This window comes from Mesorhizobium sp. M0174 (assembly GCF_040322275.1).
Lineage (GTDB): Bacteria > Pseudomonadota > Alphaproteobacteria > Rhizobiales > Rhizobiaceae > Mesorhizobium.
On record NZ_JAMYTB010000005.1, the window covers coordinates 20,116 to 33,467 of the forward strand.

At 62.0% G+C, this 13,352-nt stretch carries 16 protein-coding genes and 1 tRNA gene; 11 read left to right on the plus strand and 6 right to left on the minus strand.

Annotated features, from left to right (window positions below):
• Nucleotides 1–20: 20 nt before the first annotated feature.
• Nucleotides 21–794 carry an SDR family NAD(P)-dependent oxidoreductase gene (locus NKJ13_RS12100; RefSeq protein ID WP_352777795.1) on the minus strand — a complete coding sequence of 258 codons (774 nt, stop codon included), beginning with the start codon at nucleotides 792–794 and terminating at the stop codon, nucleotides 21–23.
• Between the two features lie 113 nt (nucleotides 795–907).
• Nucleotides 908–1,726: an antibiotic biosynthesis monooxygenase gene (locus NKJ13_RS12105; protein WP_352777796.1), complete on the minus strand. Its 819-nt coding sequence runs from the start codon at nucleotides 1,724–1,726 to the stop codon at nucleotides 908–910.
• A 150-nt stretch (nucleotides 1,727–1,876) separates the two neighbouring features.
• On the opposite strand from NKJ13_RS12105, the gene NKJ13_RS12110 reads away from it, so the two are divergent.
• Complete coding sequence (locus NKJ13_RS12110) at nucleotides 1,877–2,308, plus strand: winged helix-turn-helix transcriptional regulator (protein WP_352777798.1); 432 nt, start codon at nucleotides 1,877–1,879, stop codon at nucleotides 2,306–2,308.
• 526 nt (nucleotides 2,309–2,834) lie between these two features.
• Here NKJ13_RS12110 and NKJ13_RS12115 read toward each other — a convergent pair.
• Nucleotides 2,835–2,919 (minus strand) — tRNA-Leu (locus tag NKJ13_RS12115).
• Between the two features lie 273 nt (nucleotides 2,920–3,192).
• Between NKJ13_RS12115 and NKJ13_RS12120 the strand changes: the two genes are divergently transcribed.
• Together NKJ13_RS12120 and NKJ13_RS12125 are read left to right on the plus strand one after the other, a co-directional pair.
• Nucleotides 3,193–3,780: a YqaA family protein gene (locus NKJ13_RS12120; RefSeq protein WP_023677958.1), complete on the plus strand. Its 588-nt coding sequence runs from the start codon at nucleotides 3,193–3,195 to the stop codon at nucleotides 3,778–3,780.
• Nucleotides 3,781–3,809: 29 nt separating this feature from the next.
• A complete protein-coding gene (locus NKJ13_RS12125) occupies nucleotides 3,810–4,328 on the plus strand; it encodes a disulfide bond formation protein B (protein WP_352777800.1) in 519 nt (172 codons plus the stop codon).
• 220 nt (nucleotides 4,329–4,548) lie between these two features.
• Here NKJ13_RS12125 and NKJ13_RS12130 read toward each other — a convergent pair whose 3' ends face one another.
• A complete protein-coding gene (locus tag NKJ13_RS12130; protein ID WP_254816681.1) occupies nucleotides 4,549–5,106 on the minus strand; it encodes an HNH endonuclease in 558 nt (185 codons plus the stop codon).
• A 129-nt stretch (nucleotides 5,107–5,235) separates the two neighbouring features.
• Nucleotides 5,236–5,877: a DNA-3-methyladenine glycosylase family protein gene (locus tag NKJ13_RS12135; RefSeq protein ID WP_352777802.1), complete on the minus strand. Its 642-nt coding sequence runs from the start codon at nucleotides 5,875–5,877 to the stop codon at nucleotides 5,236–5,238.
• A gap of 123 nt (nucleotides 5,878–6,000) precedes the next feature.
• Here NKJ13_RS12135 and gluQRS point away from each other — a divergent pair, with 123 nt between their 5' ends.
• Together gluQRS and NKJ13_RS12145 are read left to right on the plus strand one after the other, a co-directional pair.
• Nucleotides 6,001–6,876 carry a tRNA glutamyl-Q(34) synthetase GluQRS gene (gluQRS, locus tag NKJ13_RS12140; protein WP_352777804.1) on the plus strand — a complete coding sequence of 292 codons (876 nt, stop codon included), beginning with the start codon at nucleotides 6,001–6,003 and terminating at the stop codon, nucleotides 6,874–6,876.
• Nucleotides 6,877–7,025: 149 nt separating this feature from the next.
• A complete protein-coding gene (locus tag NKJ13_RS12145; RefSeq protein WP_352777807.1) occupies nucleotides 7,026–7,901 on the plus strand; it encodes a DMT family transporter in 876 nt (291 codons plus the stop codon).
• 44 nt (nucleotides 7,902–7,945) lie between these two features.
• Here the strand turns inward: NKJ13_RS12145 and NKJ13_RS12150 are convergent, their stop codons facing one another.
• Nucleotides 7,946–8,797, minus strand: coding sequence for a YihY/virulence factor BrkB family protein (locus NKJ13_RS12150; protein WP_254816677.1), 852 nt, complete (start codon nucleotides 8,795–8,797; stop codon nucleotides 7,946–7,948).
• A 57-nt stretch (nucleotides 8,798–8,854) separates the two neighbouring features.
• Between NKJ13_RS12150 and NKJ13_RS12155 the strand changes: the two genes are divergently transcribed.
• The 6 genes from NKJ13_RS12155 (at nucleotide 8,855) to NKJ13_RS12180 (ending at nucleotide 13,273) form a co-directional block, all read left to right on the plus strand.
• Entirely contained in the window at nucleotides 8,855–9,721 is an 867-nt protein-coding gene (locus NKJ13_RS12155; protein ID WP_352777809.1) for an SDR family oxidoreductase, read from the plus strand.
• 23 nt (nucleotides 9,722–9,744) lie between these two features.
• Entirely contained in the window at nucleotides 9,745–9,936 is a 192-nt protein-coding gene (locus NKJ13_RS12160; protein WP_352505113.1) for a twin transmembrane helix small protein, read from the plus strand.
• Between the two features lie 25 nt (nucleotides 9,937–9,961).
• Nucleotides 9,962–10,543, plus strand: a complete 582-nt coding sequence (locus NKJ13_RS12165) for a cob(I)yrinic acid a,c-diamide adenosyltransferase (RefSeq protein WP_352777810.1) — start codon at nucleotides 9,962–9,964, stop codon at nucleotides 10,541–10,543.
• Nucleotides 10,544–10,565: 22 nt separating this feature from the next.
• Nucleotides 10,566–11,369, plus strand: coding sequence for a rhomboid family intramembrane serine protease (locus tag NKJ13_RS12170; protein WP_254816674.1), 804 nt, complete (start codon nucleotides 10,566–10,568; stop codon nucleotides 11,367–11,369).
• A gap of 206 nt (nucleotides 11,370–11,575) precedes the next feature.
• Nucleotides 11,576–12,325 (plus strand): electron transfer flavoprotein subunit beta/FixA family protein, encoded by a 750-nt coding sequence (locus NKJ13_RS12175; RefSeq protein ID WP_352777811.1) that lies wholly within the window; start codon nucleotides 11,576–11,578, stop codon nucleotides 12,323–12,325.
• An 18-nt stretch (nucleotides 12,326–12,343) separates the two neighbouring features.
• Nucleotides 12,344–13,273, plus strand: a complete 930-nt coding sequence (locus NKJ13_RS12180; protein ID WP_352777813.1) for an electron transfer flavoprotein subunit alpha/FixB family protein — start codon at nucleotides 12,344–12,346, stop codon at nucleotides 13,271–13,273.
• Nucleotides 13,274–13,352 lie beyond the last annotated feature (79 nt).

Genomic DNA, 13,352 nt, shown 5'->3' on the forward strand with positions numbered 1-13,352 from the left:
CTATCGATGGCGGCGGTCGCCTATGGCTTGGTGGGCATGGCTTGGACGAAAGCCGCCATTTGGCGTTCGAGCGCTTTGAACGCGCTTCCGCGCCAGCTCTCGGCCATGGATGCCGATTTTGGATCAGGGAAGATTTCCTCTTCCCCTCGCGCCATGCCGTCCAGGATGCCTTTCGCGACGCTCTCCGCGGAGCTCTTCGGTATATCGGCGTCTCTGCTCATGTCGGTGTCTATGGGACCGGACAGGACTGCATGAACGCTCACGCCACGAGCGCCGGCGAGAGCACGTACCGATTGCGTCATGGAAAACGCGGCGGCCTTCGACAGTGAGTAAGACGGAATAATCGGGAAGGGAACGAGAGCCGCTTCCGACAGGATGTTGACCACGGCGCCGCGCGAATGCGTGAGCAGCGGCAGGAATGCGTGGGTTACGCCATGCACGCCGAGCAGGTTGACGGCGAGGTGTCGCTCAAGCGCAGCACGATCGCCAAGATCGTCGTAGAGCCCGATGCCGGCGTTGTTGATGAGGATATCGAGAGACCCGATCCGCTCGACAGCCGCCCCAATCTGCACCGCATCGGTCACGTCCAGGATCAGCGGCGTGACGCGCCGATCCGCGTGGGCGAGCGGTTTGCGCGCGCCGGCATAGACCCGGTTCGCACCCCGTCTCAATATTTCCTCGACCAGCGCCTTGCCGAGGCCGCGGTTGGCCCCGGTCACGAGAACGGCTTTGTTTGTGACTTCCATCGATTTCGGCACGACGATCTCGCCTCCTCTTGCATGAATGCAAGCCATTCGTTCTTGCATCATGCAAGTAGGCTATGGTTTTCTGTTCCACGCTTGGACGCCGTCTCCCCCGTTGCATTGCTCCAGGGCAGCCGGCGCTATCGCCGGGCGAACCCTTGCAACTAGGACCCGACTTCCAACGTCGTGTAGGAGATCGGCGAAGGCCGCTCCAGGAAGGCGCCGGTTATGGCCGAAACGAAATTCTTAGCGTCCGCCGAGCGTAGAAAAGCGTCGCGCTCCTGCTTCGATGCCCAGCGCTCGACGCAGATGGTAACATGGGGCTCTGCCTCCGAGCGAAAGACGCTATAGTCGATGCACCCGCTTTGCTTGCGGGCCGCCCCCGCCACGTCCCGCAGGGCATTCCGCACCTTGCTTTCGATGCCGGGCTTCGCCGCTGCCGTCGTCATGACGATCATCCCGGCGCCATCGCCTGCCGCCTTGCGCTCGACGGCGCCGAGGTCCTCGTTTTGCGGCACAACCGTTGGGTTGGCGTTCTCTTCGCCCTTGTTGGGTTGCCCCTTGCCCGTCGAAATCAGGTCGCGGAGACTCGCGACATAGAAGCGCCACGAGTCATGGCAGACATCGTAGCATTCTTCACTCGGCTTCAGCCCGACATGGGTGAAACGCAGTTCGGTCCCCTTATCAGTCGGCGCGATCTCGAAGACCACGTCCGTGCCGGTCCACTCGGTCGCATCCTTGACGAAGTTGAAGTAGTTCTGAGCGACGTGCCAGACGACCTTCTTGCCAGGCACAAGCTCCGTGACCTTGAATGTGCCGCGGTGGATATCCTTGAAATGATAGTAGAATATCGCACCGAGCTTGTTGGTATCGCCATCTATATCTTCCGACCACCAGGCTCGCGGATTGACAATCGCGGCAAAAACCTCTTCGGGGCTTTGCTTAACGACGAATGACGTCGTGTAATCTTCTTTCTTTTTCATAGCATATCTCCTGTCTGGATCTGATTGGTTGATGGACACCCGAAATCTCGGGCGATGAAGTGGAGCGACGCTCTCTCGACCTCTGTCGCTTGCATCATGCAAGCACAATGCATACTTGCATGATGCAAGTCAATAGGGTATGTTCACACCATGCTTGGTCGTCTCTATGAAAAACAAAACTGCTCGGCCTCACGCGCCCTGGAACTGGTCGGCGAGCGCTGGAGCCTGTTGATCCTGCGCGACGCGATATTCGGCGGCTGCACGCGCTTTTCGCAATTCCAGAAGAGCCTGGGGATCGCCACCAACATCCTGGCCAAGCGCCTCGAGGATTTCGTCGAGGCCGGCCTGATGGACCGTCGCCCGGGTGCCCCCGGCGAGCAGGCCGAATACGTCCTGACCCGGAAGGGGCTGGAATTCAAAACGGTCATTATCGCGCTGACCGAGTGGGGCGACAAATGGGTGCGGCCCGGACCCATCGTCTATTGCGACCAATCCGACGGCAAGCCGGTCGAGGTGCAATTGCGTCGCGCCGGCAATGGCAAACAGGCCGACGTCGGCGACGTCGTGGCGGTCCTCCGCTAGAGCAATTCCAGGAAAGTTGTAGAACGGTTTTCCGTCCGGAATTGTGCAGAAACAAAGGGATAGAGCGGTTCGGCCTTTCCGTGAAACGATGAACCGCTCTAGGCGTGGCGGCGGGGCGAGGCCGCAGCACGATCCAGACGAAGCCGTTTCGCGTTGTGCCACAACGTTACCGCATAGCTCACTTCTCCAGGTTGCATCCGGGGCTCGGGTCTGGTGGATAGTTCGCGGGAGGAAACACGTCCGTCGGACAGCGATCGAGTATGCGGCGGCGTCTTTTCGCGTTTCTCGTCGCCGGCCTTGGTGGACTGTCCGGTTCGGCTATACCGGTGCTGACCGCGGACGTTGGCGGCGCATCCCTCGCAATGACCGAGACCGCGGCACGTCAGATTGCGTGTGGTGAGGAACGCCCGGTTGAGCAGCTTGCGGCAGCAGCAAGATGCGATCATCGGCCGCCGTCGAGCGCATCGGAGGACAATCCCAGCCACGCCATTGGGTTTAATACGAAATAGCGTGGGGATTTAGGAAATGGTGCCCCTAGCCGGGATCGAACCAGCACTCCTTGCGGAACTCGATTTTGAGTCGAGCGCGTCTACCAATTCCGCCATAGGGGCTCAGGCCGGACGGCCTGGATGGCGCGGACTATACGGTTGGAGGCCTGTTCGTCAACTGGCCAAATCCCGACATCTGGGCTCGCTCAAGCCTCAGCCTTTCGATTTCGTGAAGCAGCTGCCATTGTGCAGCGCGGAAAATCTTTCTAGACAGGCGGCGCATGTCATTGAAGCGCACCTTGTCCGACGAGGGTGATGCGGGGCGCTTCCAAGTCTTGTTTGTACATGTCGTGATCCCAAGACCGGTTCTGGTTTGGGCGTGCATTAGGAGTGCCGATGCTTCGCGGACTTTACGACTGGACCTTGTCTCTGGCGGCGAGCAAATCCGCCGAATGGTGGCTGGCCTTCATCGCCTTCGTCGAGAGTTCGGTGTTCCTGGTGCCGGCCGACGTCCTCTATCTGCCGATGGCGCTGTCGCGGCCGGATCGCGCCTATCGTTACGCGCTGGTCGCCACCGTCGCCTCGGTGCTCGGCGGCATCGCCGGCTGGTTCATCGGCCATTATGCCTATGATGCGGTGGCGCGGCCGATCCTCGAATTTTATGGCAAATATGACGAGTTCGAAGCGATGCGCGTCTCATCGGGTGTCGGCTTCATCATCCTGATGCTGGTCACCTCCGGCCTCGCCCATCTGCCGCCGATCAAGGTAGTGACGATCCTGTCGGGCGTCATCGGTGTTCCTTTGCTGCTGTTCATCGTGCTGGCAATCGTGGCGCGCGGTGCTCGCTTCCTGTTTCTCGCGTGGCTGTTGCGCCGCTATGGCGAGCCGATCCGCCACTTCATCGAAAAGCGCCTTGGCCAGATTGCGGGCGCCGCCGCCGCTGCCCTGATTTTGCTCTATATCGTCGTCAAATACGCCGTCTGAACGGCATCGAACCGAACGGACTGAGCCCGATGACAGCGACCGTGAATGCCGATACCGGACGCCAGCGGCTGCGCACCGCCCTGTTTCTCGCCGTCGCCATGGCCGCCACGGTCGGCTCGGCGCTGGCCTTCCAGTATGTTGGCGGCTACATCCCCTGCAAGCTCTGCCTCGAGCAGCGCACGCCTTACTACGTCGGCGTGCCCTTGATGCTGCTGGCGGTGCTTGCGTCGGCGCTTCGGGCACCAGCCTGGGTAAGCCGTGGCCTGCTGGCCATTGGCGGCCTGCTGATGCTCTACGGCGTCTATCTCGGCGTTTATCACTCCGGCGTCGAATGGGCGTGGTGGCCAGGCCCGACCGATTGCACCGCAGCCGCAGGGCCGGTGGACACCGGCGGCAAGGGCGTGCTCGACGCGCTCGACAAATTTGTCCCGCCTTCCTGCGACAAGGCGGCGCTCCGCATCCTCGGCCTGTCGCTGGCGGGCTGGAATGCCATCGCCAGCTTTGTCCTCGCCGCCGTCGCGTTCCGCGGCGCCTTCGCCCGCGACTGAGTGGCACAACGCAGAATTCGTTCAGAAATTCGTCAGGCCGGAGTGCATGACGTAGCTTTCGAGAACCGGAGCGGAGCGTGCTAAACTACGTGAGCACCGGCCTACGCCGGCCGTAGCCTTAACTACCACGCCACGACCGCTCATGAATGCTTCGGCCGGCGAAGGCCGGAAGCGTAGAAAGCTGCGTCAGGCGACCGGCATGGCGGATTTCTGCCGAACTCTATGGTTCGAGTTCGACATCCCAGTAAAGATAATCCATCCAGCTTTGGTGCAGATGGTTGGGTGGGAACAGCCGGCCGTTATTATGCAAATCATGCACCGTCGGCTGGTAGGGCTTCTGCAGCGGCCACATCTTGGCGTGGGCCGGCATCATGCCGCCCTTCCTCAGATTGCAGGGGGAACAGGCAGCGACGACATTCTCCCAGGTCGTGGCGCCGCCGCGATGGCGCGGAATGACATGGTCGAACGTCAGATCGTCCGGCGTACCGCAATATTGGCACTGGAAACGGTCGCGCAGGAAGACGTTGAAACGGGTAAACGCCGGATGCCTCGACGGCTTCACGTAAGCCTTCAGGCTGACGACGCTCGGCAGCTTCATCGAAAAGGTCGGCGACGAGACGGCGTGTTCGTATTCGGCGACGATGTTCACCCTCTCGAGGAACACCGCCTTGATGGCATCCTGCCAGGACCAGAGCGACAAGGGGTAATAGCTGAGCGGACGGTAATCCGCATTCAGCACCAGCGCTGGAAGCCCATCCGGAGATACGGCAACCGTCACGTCGTTGACCTCCTTCACCCTAGAACCGGTCGACGCGGATACTGTAAGCCCGACATGACAGGGATGTGAAGCGGATTGTCGATCATGCCCGGTCTCAAAAACGCATGATTTCAATGCTTTTTTGCGGATTCAGGCCGGAGGCGCGGCATCCCTGCCCTTCAATTCTCGATAATAAGCCCAGAAAAGCCGCGATGCGACACCGCGCCACGGGCTCCATGATTCGGCAAGCCGGATCAGCATTTTCTCCGGCGGACGCGGGTCGATGCCGAGCGCATGGCCGACCGCGCTCTGCAATGCAACGTCGCGCGCCGGAAAGATGTCCGGGTGTCCGGCGGCAAACAAAAGGTAGACTTCAGCCGTCCACGGGCCGATGCCCGGCACCCTGGTCATGGCCGCGATAGCCTCGCTTGCATCGAGCCGGCAGAGGTGATCGAGGTCGAGCCCGTTGGCCACCGCCTGGGCGACGGCAATCAGTCCGCGCTGCTTGGGCCGCGATAGTCCCGCGTTGCGAAAGATCGCCTCATCGGCGGCAAGGATCGCCTGCGGCGTCAGCGGATCGAGCAGTTCCGTCAGGCGGCCGAAGATGGCATCGGCGCTCGCGCGGGACACTTGTTGCGAAACGACGATGGAAGCAAGGCTCCTGAACCCCGGCTCCGACAGCCTGAGCGGCACCTCGCCGGCCATGCCGCGCACTTTTTCCAGGCGTGGGTCGAGCAAGCATAGCCTATCCAGCCCTTGCGCAATGTCGTCGAGGCTGGCGATGCGTTGCATGTCTGCTTATTCCAAAATCAAAAGTGCCGCACGTTTCGTCACGTGTCCCTCTGGACGCACGACGCTGCCGGCGCAAAGTAGCAATTGGCGAAAGCGCCGCACAACCCGATTGCCCGCCGGACAATGACACTGCTGACATTCCGCTTCGCGCCGAGCCCGAACGGCGAACTGCATCTCGGCCATGCCTATTCGGCGCTGCTCAATCAGAAATTGGCAAAGGCGGCGGGCGGACGCTTGCTGCTGCGCATCGAGGACATCGACACGACGCGCTGCACGCCGGAATTCGAGGCAGGCATTTTTCGCGATCTGAAATGGCTGGGGCTTGGCTGGGAGGAACCGGTGCGCCGCCAGTCCGAGCATTTTGCCGAATATCGGGCGATGCTCGAGCGGTTGATCGAAGCGGAGCTTGTCTATCCGGCCTTCATGAGCAGAAGTGAGATCCGCGCCTTCATCGCCGACAGCGAAAAGCGCGGCCGCGACTGGCCGCGGGACCCGGACGGCGTGCCGCTCTATCCCGCCGCCGACAAGGCGCTGCCGACGAGCGAACGCAAGCGGCGCATCGCCGAAAATGTGCCATTTGCCTGGCGGTTGAACGTCGATGCGGCAATAGAGCGCGCCGGCAAGGACCTGTCATGGGCCGAATACACGGACGAGACGCTCTCCGCGGCGCGTCGTGTCGAAGCCCATCCGCACGAGTGGGGCGATGTGGTCGTGGCGCGCCGCGAAATCCCGACCAGCTATCACCTCGCCGTCACCGTGGATGACGCGCTGCAGGGCGTCAGCCATGTCGTGCGCGGCCAGGATCTTTATTCCGCGACCAGCGTGCAGCGGCTGCTTCAGCAGCTGCTTAGCCTGCCGCAGCCGGCCTATTTTCACCATCGCCTGATCCTCGGCCCGGACGGACGAAAACTGTCGAAGAGTCTTGGCGATACCAGCCTTGCCGCCCAGCGTGCGGCGGGCGCCTCGCCCGACGATGTTAGGCGGCTGGTCGGTCTCTAGCTAGACCTGCGAGCTGACGGCCATCAACGGCGCTCCTTCAATTCAAATGACTCTATGGATCAACCGTTTGGTTTTGCTTGCCGGCCCGAACGGCATTAAGCAGTCGCCGCAGTCGATCCCTCACCCGAATTCACCGCGGCCTCCTGAAAATGCACAGCCTCAAGCGGTTCATCCCCGCCTCTTTCGTCGTCCTGTGGGCGACCGGCTTCATCGGCGCGCGCTATGCCATGCCGTGGGCGGAGCCCTTTACTTTCCTGGCCGCGCGCTTTGTCCTGGCCGCAATCCTGCTTGTCGCTTTGATGGCCGCATTAGGTTCGAGCCGCGCCACCCGTGATGAGGCGCTGCACGCGACCGGCGCCGGCATCCTGATGCATGGGGTCTATCTCGGCGGCGTGTTCTGGTCCATCCACCGGGGCATGCCCGCTGGGCTTTCAGCCCTGATCGTCGGCCTTCAGCCGCTGATCACGGCAGTGCTCGCCGGCCGGCTTCTGGGCGAGGCCATCCTGCCGCGCCACTGGGCCGGTCTCGGTCTCGGGTTGATCGGCGTGGTAATCGTGCTCTGGCCGAAGCTCGGCGCGCTCGGCGGCGGGGTGACGGCCGAAACACTGGGCGCCTCGCTGGTCTCCGTACTCGGCATGAGTGCGGGCACGATCTGGCAGAAGCGTTTCGCCTCCGGCGGCGATCTGGTGGCTGCCACGTTCTGGCAATATGTCGGCGGCGCATCGGTGATGGCTCTGGCCTCGTTCGCCTTCGAGACCCGAACGGTCATCGTCAACGGCGAACTGATTTTCGCCATGGCCTGGCTCGTGCTGGTGCTATCGATCGGCGCCATCTTCCTGTTGATGGTGATGATCCGCGACGGCGAGATGTCGAAGGTCGCCTCGCTGTTTTACCTCGTGCCGGCCGTCACCGCGGTCATCGCCTGGGCATTGTTCGGTGAGCAGTTGAGCCCGCTCCAGATCGCCGGCATGGCAATCGCGACGCTCGGCGTCGGGCTGGCGACCGCTCAGCCGCCAAAAGCATGATCCCAAAAAGTGGGAACCGGTTTTCGGAAAAGATCATGCTTAACTCAGCCGACTCTCGCACGCGCCTCTAAATAGCGGCTGATCGCGGCGTTGAGCTCGCCACCGAGGATGAAGATCGCCGAGACGATATAGAGGAATACGACGGCGATCATGATCGAGGCGAGGCCGGCATAGGTCGTCACATAGGACGAGAAATGATCGAGATAGGCGGCGAAGATGGTCGACCCGATAAGCCAGCCGATCAGCGTGAAGATGATGCCAGGCACGATCGAAACGAAGCGGCGCTTGCCGGCCGGCAACCAGAAATGCACGGCGAACAGACCGCCGATGATGACGACCGAGGCGATGACGTAACGCCACAGCGTGATCGTGCCCATGTAGGGCTTTATCCATTCGAAATGCGACTCGGCCAGCCGTGCCAGCAACGGCGCGAAGACCAGCAGCACGCTGATCGCCAAAAACCCGGCCGTCGCGATCAGCACGAAGATGATGCTCTGCACCCGCCGGTAGATGATGCCCCGCGTTTCCGAGACACGATAGGCGCGGTTGAGCGAAGTGCGCAGCGCCTCGATGCCGTTCGAGGCGAAGTATCCGGCAAGCACGATACCGTACGTCAACAGGTCGCTGCGCCTAACGGTAAGCACGTTGAGCACTTCGCGTGCGATCGGTTTGGCGATCTGCTCGGGCCATGTGTCGAACACAAGGTGCACGGCGGTGTCGGCGAAGGCCTGCGCGCCGAAAAAACTCGCCAGCGTCGTAGCGAAGATCAGGAAAGGAAAAAGCGCCATCAGCGCGGTGATCGCCAGATGGCTGGCCATTGCCCAGCCGTCGTCGGTGTTGAAATGGCCGAGCGCGTCGTAGAGGACGCGTTTAAGGGCTACGATCTTCCGCAACAAGAACCGCGTTCCCTTCGATTGTCCGGACGCCGCGAATATGGGAAGGGTTTGCAGTAAATGACAACCCTAGGTCAAACCACCATTCCTCCCGGAAAAGAGTTGCGCACCATCATTGTCACAGGTGCCTCTTCCGGTATAGGCGCCTATTGCGCCCATGCTCTTAAGAAGGAAGGCTGGCGGGTGTTCGCAACGGCCCGAAAGCCCGAGGATATCGCCGCGCTCGAGGCCGACGGCATTGAGGCCTTCTATCTGGACTACACCGAGCCCGGATCGATCGAGGCGCTGGTGACGTCGGTGCTGGAACGGACCGGCGGCCGACTCGATGCGCTCTTCAACAATGGCGCATACGGACAGCCCGGCGCCGTCGAGGACCTGCCGGTCCAGGCTTTGCGGCAGCAGTTCGAGGCCAATGTCTTTGGCTGGCATGATCTCACTCGCCGCGTCGTACCGGTGATGCGCCGCCAGGGCCATGGTCGTCTCGTTCATTGCTCATCGATCCTCGGCCTCGCGCCGGTGCCTTTTCGCGGCGCCTACTCGGCATCGAAGCACGCTATCGAAGGGCTGATGCTGTCCCTCTATCAAGAACTCCGGGGTAGCGGCATCCATGTTTCGCTGATCGAGCCGGGGCCGGTAAGATCGAAGATCGCCAGCAACAGCCTCGCATGGTTCCTGGCGAATATCGATCACGAGAATTCCGTTCATCGCCTCGCCTATGCGGCGCAACTCAAACGGCTGCGGGCCGGCGGCAGCACATCGCGGCTGAAGCCCGGGCCGGAGGTGGTTTATGCCGCCTTGCACCATGCGCTTCTGTCGCGGCGCCCGCGCCCGCATTATGTGGTAACAGTGCCGGCCAGGATCGGCGCGATCTTTAAACGCATCCTGCCGGCATCTGCACTCTACCGTCTGCTCGCCAAACGCGCCTGAACGCAATTCAACTGGAACACACCATGGCAACCGTCTTCAACATCCTCGCCGTTCTTGTCATGGTCGCAGTGGTGATCGTGCTGATGCGCGGCCTCATCAACATGATGCGCGGCGGCTCCAGCATGACCTCCAACAAGCTGATGCAGACGCGCGTGCTCTTGCAGTTCGTGGCCTTGGTGCTGATCATGCTGGCGGTGTATTTCACCCGTAAGTGACGCAGCACCAGTCGGGAGGTACCCCGTGGTCAAGCTCAACAAGATCTACACCCGCACTGGCGACGACGGCACCACCGGTCTCGGCTCCGGCGAGCGGCGGCTGAAATCCGACCTTCGCATCGACGCCTACGGCACCGTCGACGAGGCCAATGCCTGCATCGGCATGGCCCGCATCCATACAGCGGCAGTAAATCCGGCGATCGATGCGATGCTCGGCCGCATCCAGAACGATCTTTTCGATCTCGGCGCCGATCTGGCAGTCCCCGATAATGGCAAGCCGCTGGACTACGAGCCGCTGCGCATCGTCGCCTCGCAGACCGACCGCGTCGAACAGGACATCGACCTCCTCAATAAAAATCTGCGGCCGCTCAAATCCTTCGTGCTCAATGGCGGCACGCCGGCCGCCGCCGCCCTTCACCTCGCCCGTACGGTCGCGCGCCGCGCCGAGCGCATCATGGTGGCGCTGTCGCAAGACCCAAACGAGCCCGTCAACCGCGAGACAATAAGGTACATCAACCGCGTCTCGGACTTCTTGTTCGTTGCCGCGCGCGCGGTCAATGACAACGGAAACGCCGACGTGCTATGGGTTCCTGGCAAGAACCGCTGAAATCCGCCGAGCTGGGGACCCGATGTTCATCCCGCTTTACGACACCAACAGGCTGCGGCACATCAAGCTGCAATATGTGACCATCGGCCTGATCGCGCTCAATGTGTTGATCTACCTTGTCACCACGCTTGGCGGTGAGGACTTCTCCAACGCCGCGGTGCTGGGCCTCGGCTTCATCCCGTCGGTCGTGCATGACAGCGTCGAGCTCGCTCCGCAATTCGTCGTCATTCCCGAGAGCCTGAGCTACCTGACCTATTCCTTCCTGCACGCGGATATCTTCCACCTCGGCGGCAACATGCTGTTCCTGTGGGTATTCGGCGACAATGTCGAGGATGCACTCGGCCACATCCGCTACCTCATCTTCTACCTGCTTTGCGCCATTGCCGGCGCTTTCTTCCAGGGTCTGGTGGCCTGGGATTCGCAAGTGCCGCTGATCGGTGCGTCGGGCGCCATCGCCGGTGTCGTCGCTGCCTATCTGATCCTTTATCCGCGCGTGAAGGTGTGGGTGCTGGCCTTCGCCCGCATCCCGTTGCGTATCCCGGCTTTCATCCCGCTCATCCTGTGGATCCTGTTCCAGATCTTCATGTTTGCCCAGGGAGGCGAGGATCAGGTCTCCTGGGCCTGCCATATCGGCGGCATCATCGCCGGAGCCGTGCTGGTGCTTGTCTTGCGCAGCCGCGGCGTGCCGCTGCTCGCCGCTGCGGATGAAGAGACTGTGGTGGTCGCCGGCCATGTGCCCGTTGCCGTAGAGCCGGCGCCAAGCGAACCACAACCTGCGCAGCAGGCGCCGCGCTGGGGCCGAGGAAGCGTTTCCGGTCCGGACTGAACTGATTTGAGTGCTTCGCCGAGGATCCGAGTGCGCCCGGATATTGACGCGCGGGGTCGCCGCAACTACGGAAGCGCCACCCTACTGGCGTGGCGAAGACCAGAATTCCGTCCGGAATGTCGGCTTTCGACAACTCTGAAGAGGTGCACGCTGCTATAGCGCGTCCGACGAGCGTGAGAGACTATCGTGAAAGAGGTGACAGGCAAATGAAGATCCTTGTGCCCGTGAAGCGGGTTGTGGATGCGAACGTCAAGGTCCGGGTGAAAGCGGACGGTTCGGCGGTGGAACTCGCCAACGTCAAGATGGCGATGAACCCGTTCGACGAGATCGCGGTGGAAGAGGCGATCCGGCTGAAGGAAGCTGGTAAGGCCGAAGAGATCATCGTGGTGTCGATCGGGCCGCAGCAGGCACAGGAGACCTTGCGCACGGCGCTCGCCATGGGCGCCGACCGCGCCATCCTGGTCAAGACCGACGAGCAGACTGAGCCGCTGGGCGTCGCCAAGGTGCTGAAGGGCGTCGTCGAGGCAGAACAGCCCGACCTTGTCATTCTCGGCAAGCAGGCGATCGACGACGATTCCAACCAGACCGGCCAGATGCTGGCCGCACTTCTCGGCTGGGCGCAGGGCACCTTCGCCTCCAAGATCGTGCTCGACGGTGAAAAGGCCACGGTGACGCGCGAGGTCGATGGCGGCCTGCAGACGCTGGAACTGAAGATGCCGGCAATCGTCACCGCCGATTTGCGCCTGAACCAGCCACGCTACGCGTCGCTGCCCAACATCATGAAGGCCAAGAAGAAGCCGCTCGACGAGAAGAGCCCTGCCGACTACGGCGCCGACGTCAAGCCGCGGCTGAAGGTGATCAAGACCGAGGAGCCGGGCGGCCGCAAGGCGGGCGTCAAGGTCAAGAGCGTCGCCGAACTGGTAGACAAGCTGAAAAACGAAGCCGGCGTGCTGTAGGCCAGGAAGGGATAAAAAATGACAGTTCTTCTGATCGCCGAACACGACAACGCTGCGCTTTCCGACCAGACCGCCAAGGCGCTTTCGGCGGCGCTGCAGATCGGTTCGGACGTGCATGTGCTAGTTGCCGGCAAAGATGCCAAGCCGGCAGCGGACGCAGCCGCCAAGCTCAAGGGCGTTACCAAGGTGCTGCTCGCCGACGCTGACGAACTGACCGAGCGTCTCGCCGAACCGCTGGCGGCACTCGTCGTTTCGCTTGCTGAGCCATACGAGACGATCATCGCGCCGGCGACCTCGTCGGGCAAGAACGTCGCGCCCCGCGTGGCGGCGCTGCTCGATGTCGCCCAGATATCGGAAATCATCGAAGTCTTGTCGCCCGACACCTTCAAGCGGCCGATCTATGCCGGCAACGCCATCCAGATGGTGCAGTCGAGTGACGCCAAGAAGGTCATCACGGTGCGCACCGCTTCCTTCCAGGCAGCACCCGAGGGTGGTTCCGCGCCGGTCGAGACGGTTCAGGCGGCGGCCAATCCCGGCCTGTCGAGCTTTGTCGAGAACAAGCTCTCCGAGACCGACCGTCCAGAGCTGACCTCGGCCAAGATCATCATCTCGGGCGGCCGTGCGCTGGGCTCCTCCGAGAAGTTCCAGGAGGTCATCCTGCCGGTCGCCGACAAGCTCGGTGCGGCGGTTGGCGCATCTCGCGCCGCCGTCGATGCCGGCTATGCGCCGAACGACTGGCAGGTCGGCCAGACCGGCAAGGTAGTAGCGCCCGACCTTTATATTGCCGTCGGCATCTCCGGTGCCATCCAGCACCTTGCTGGCATGAAGGATTCGAAGGTGATCGTTGCCATCAACAAGGACGAGGAGGCGCCGATCTTCCAGGTCGCCGACTACGGTCTCGTCGGCGATCTCTTCGTCATTCTGCCGGAACTGCAAAAGGCGCTTTGACGCCTTCTGCCAAAGCGTATTAAATTCCGAGGGGTGGGGTAGACGAGTCGCCCCGCCCTTTTAGTTTGCACTGCACAAA

Excerpts from the sequence above, each read along its gene's own strand:
- NKJ13_RS12100 (WP_352777795.1), bottom strand. The coding sequence starts at position 794 with ATGGCTTGCATTCATGCAAGAGGAGGCGAGATCGTCGTGCCGAAATCG.
- NKJ13_RS12105 (WP_352777796.1), bottom strand. The coding sequence starts at position 1,726 with ATGAAAAAGAAAGAAGATTACACGACGTCATTCGTCGTTAAGCAAAGC.
- NKJ13_RS12110 (WP_352777798.1), top strand. The coding sequence starts at position 1,877 with ATGCTTGGTCGTCTCTATGAAAAACAAAACTGCTCGGCCTCACGCGCC.
- NKJ13_RS12120 (WP_023677958.1), top strand. The coding sequence starts at position 3,193 with ATGCTTCGCGGACTTTACGACTGGACCTTGTCTCTGGCGGCGAGCAAA.
- NKJ13_RS12125 (WP_352777800.1), top strand. The coding sequence starts at position 3,810 with ATGACAGCGACCGTGAATGCCGATACCGGACGCCAGCGGCTGCGCACC.
- NKJ13_RS12135 (WP_352777802.1), bottom strand. The coding sequence starts at position 5,877 with ATGCAACGCATCGCCAGCCTCGACGACATTGCGCAAGGGCTGGATAGG.
- gluQRS (WP_352777804.1), top strand. The coding sequence starts at position 6,001 with ATGACACTGCTGACATTCCGCTTCGCGCCGAGCCCGAACGGCGAACTG.
- NKJ13_RS12145 (WP_352777807.1), top strand. The coding sequence starts at position 7,026 with ATGCACAGCCTCAAGCGGTTCATCCCCGCCTCTTTCGTCGTCCTGTGG.
- NKJ13_RS12155 (WP_352777809.1), top strand. The coding sequence starts at position 8,855 with ATGACAACCCTAGGTCAAACCACCATTCCTCCCGGAAAAGAGTTGCGC.
- NKJ13_RS12160 (WP_352505113.1), top strand. The coding sequence starts at position 9,745 with ATGGCAACCGTCTTCAACATCCTCGCCGTTCTTGTCATGGTCGCAGTG.
- NKJ13_RS12170 (WP_254816674.1), top strand. The coding sequence starts at position 10,566 with ATGTTCATCCCGCTTTACGACACCAACAGGCTGCGGCACATCAAGCTG.
- NKJ13_RS12175 (WP_352777811.1), top strand. The coding sequence starts at position 11,576 with ATGAAGATCCTTGTGCCCGTGAAGCGGGTTGTGGATGCGAACGTCAAG.
- NKJ13_RS12180 (WP_352777813.1), top strand. The coding sequence starts at position 12,344 with ATGACAGTTCTTCTGATCGCCGAACACGACAACGCTGCGCTTTCCGAC.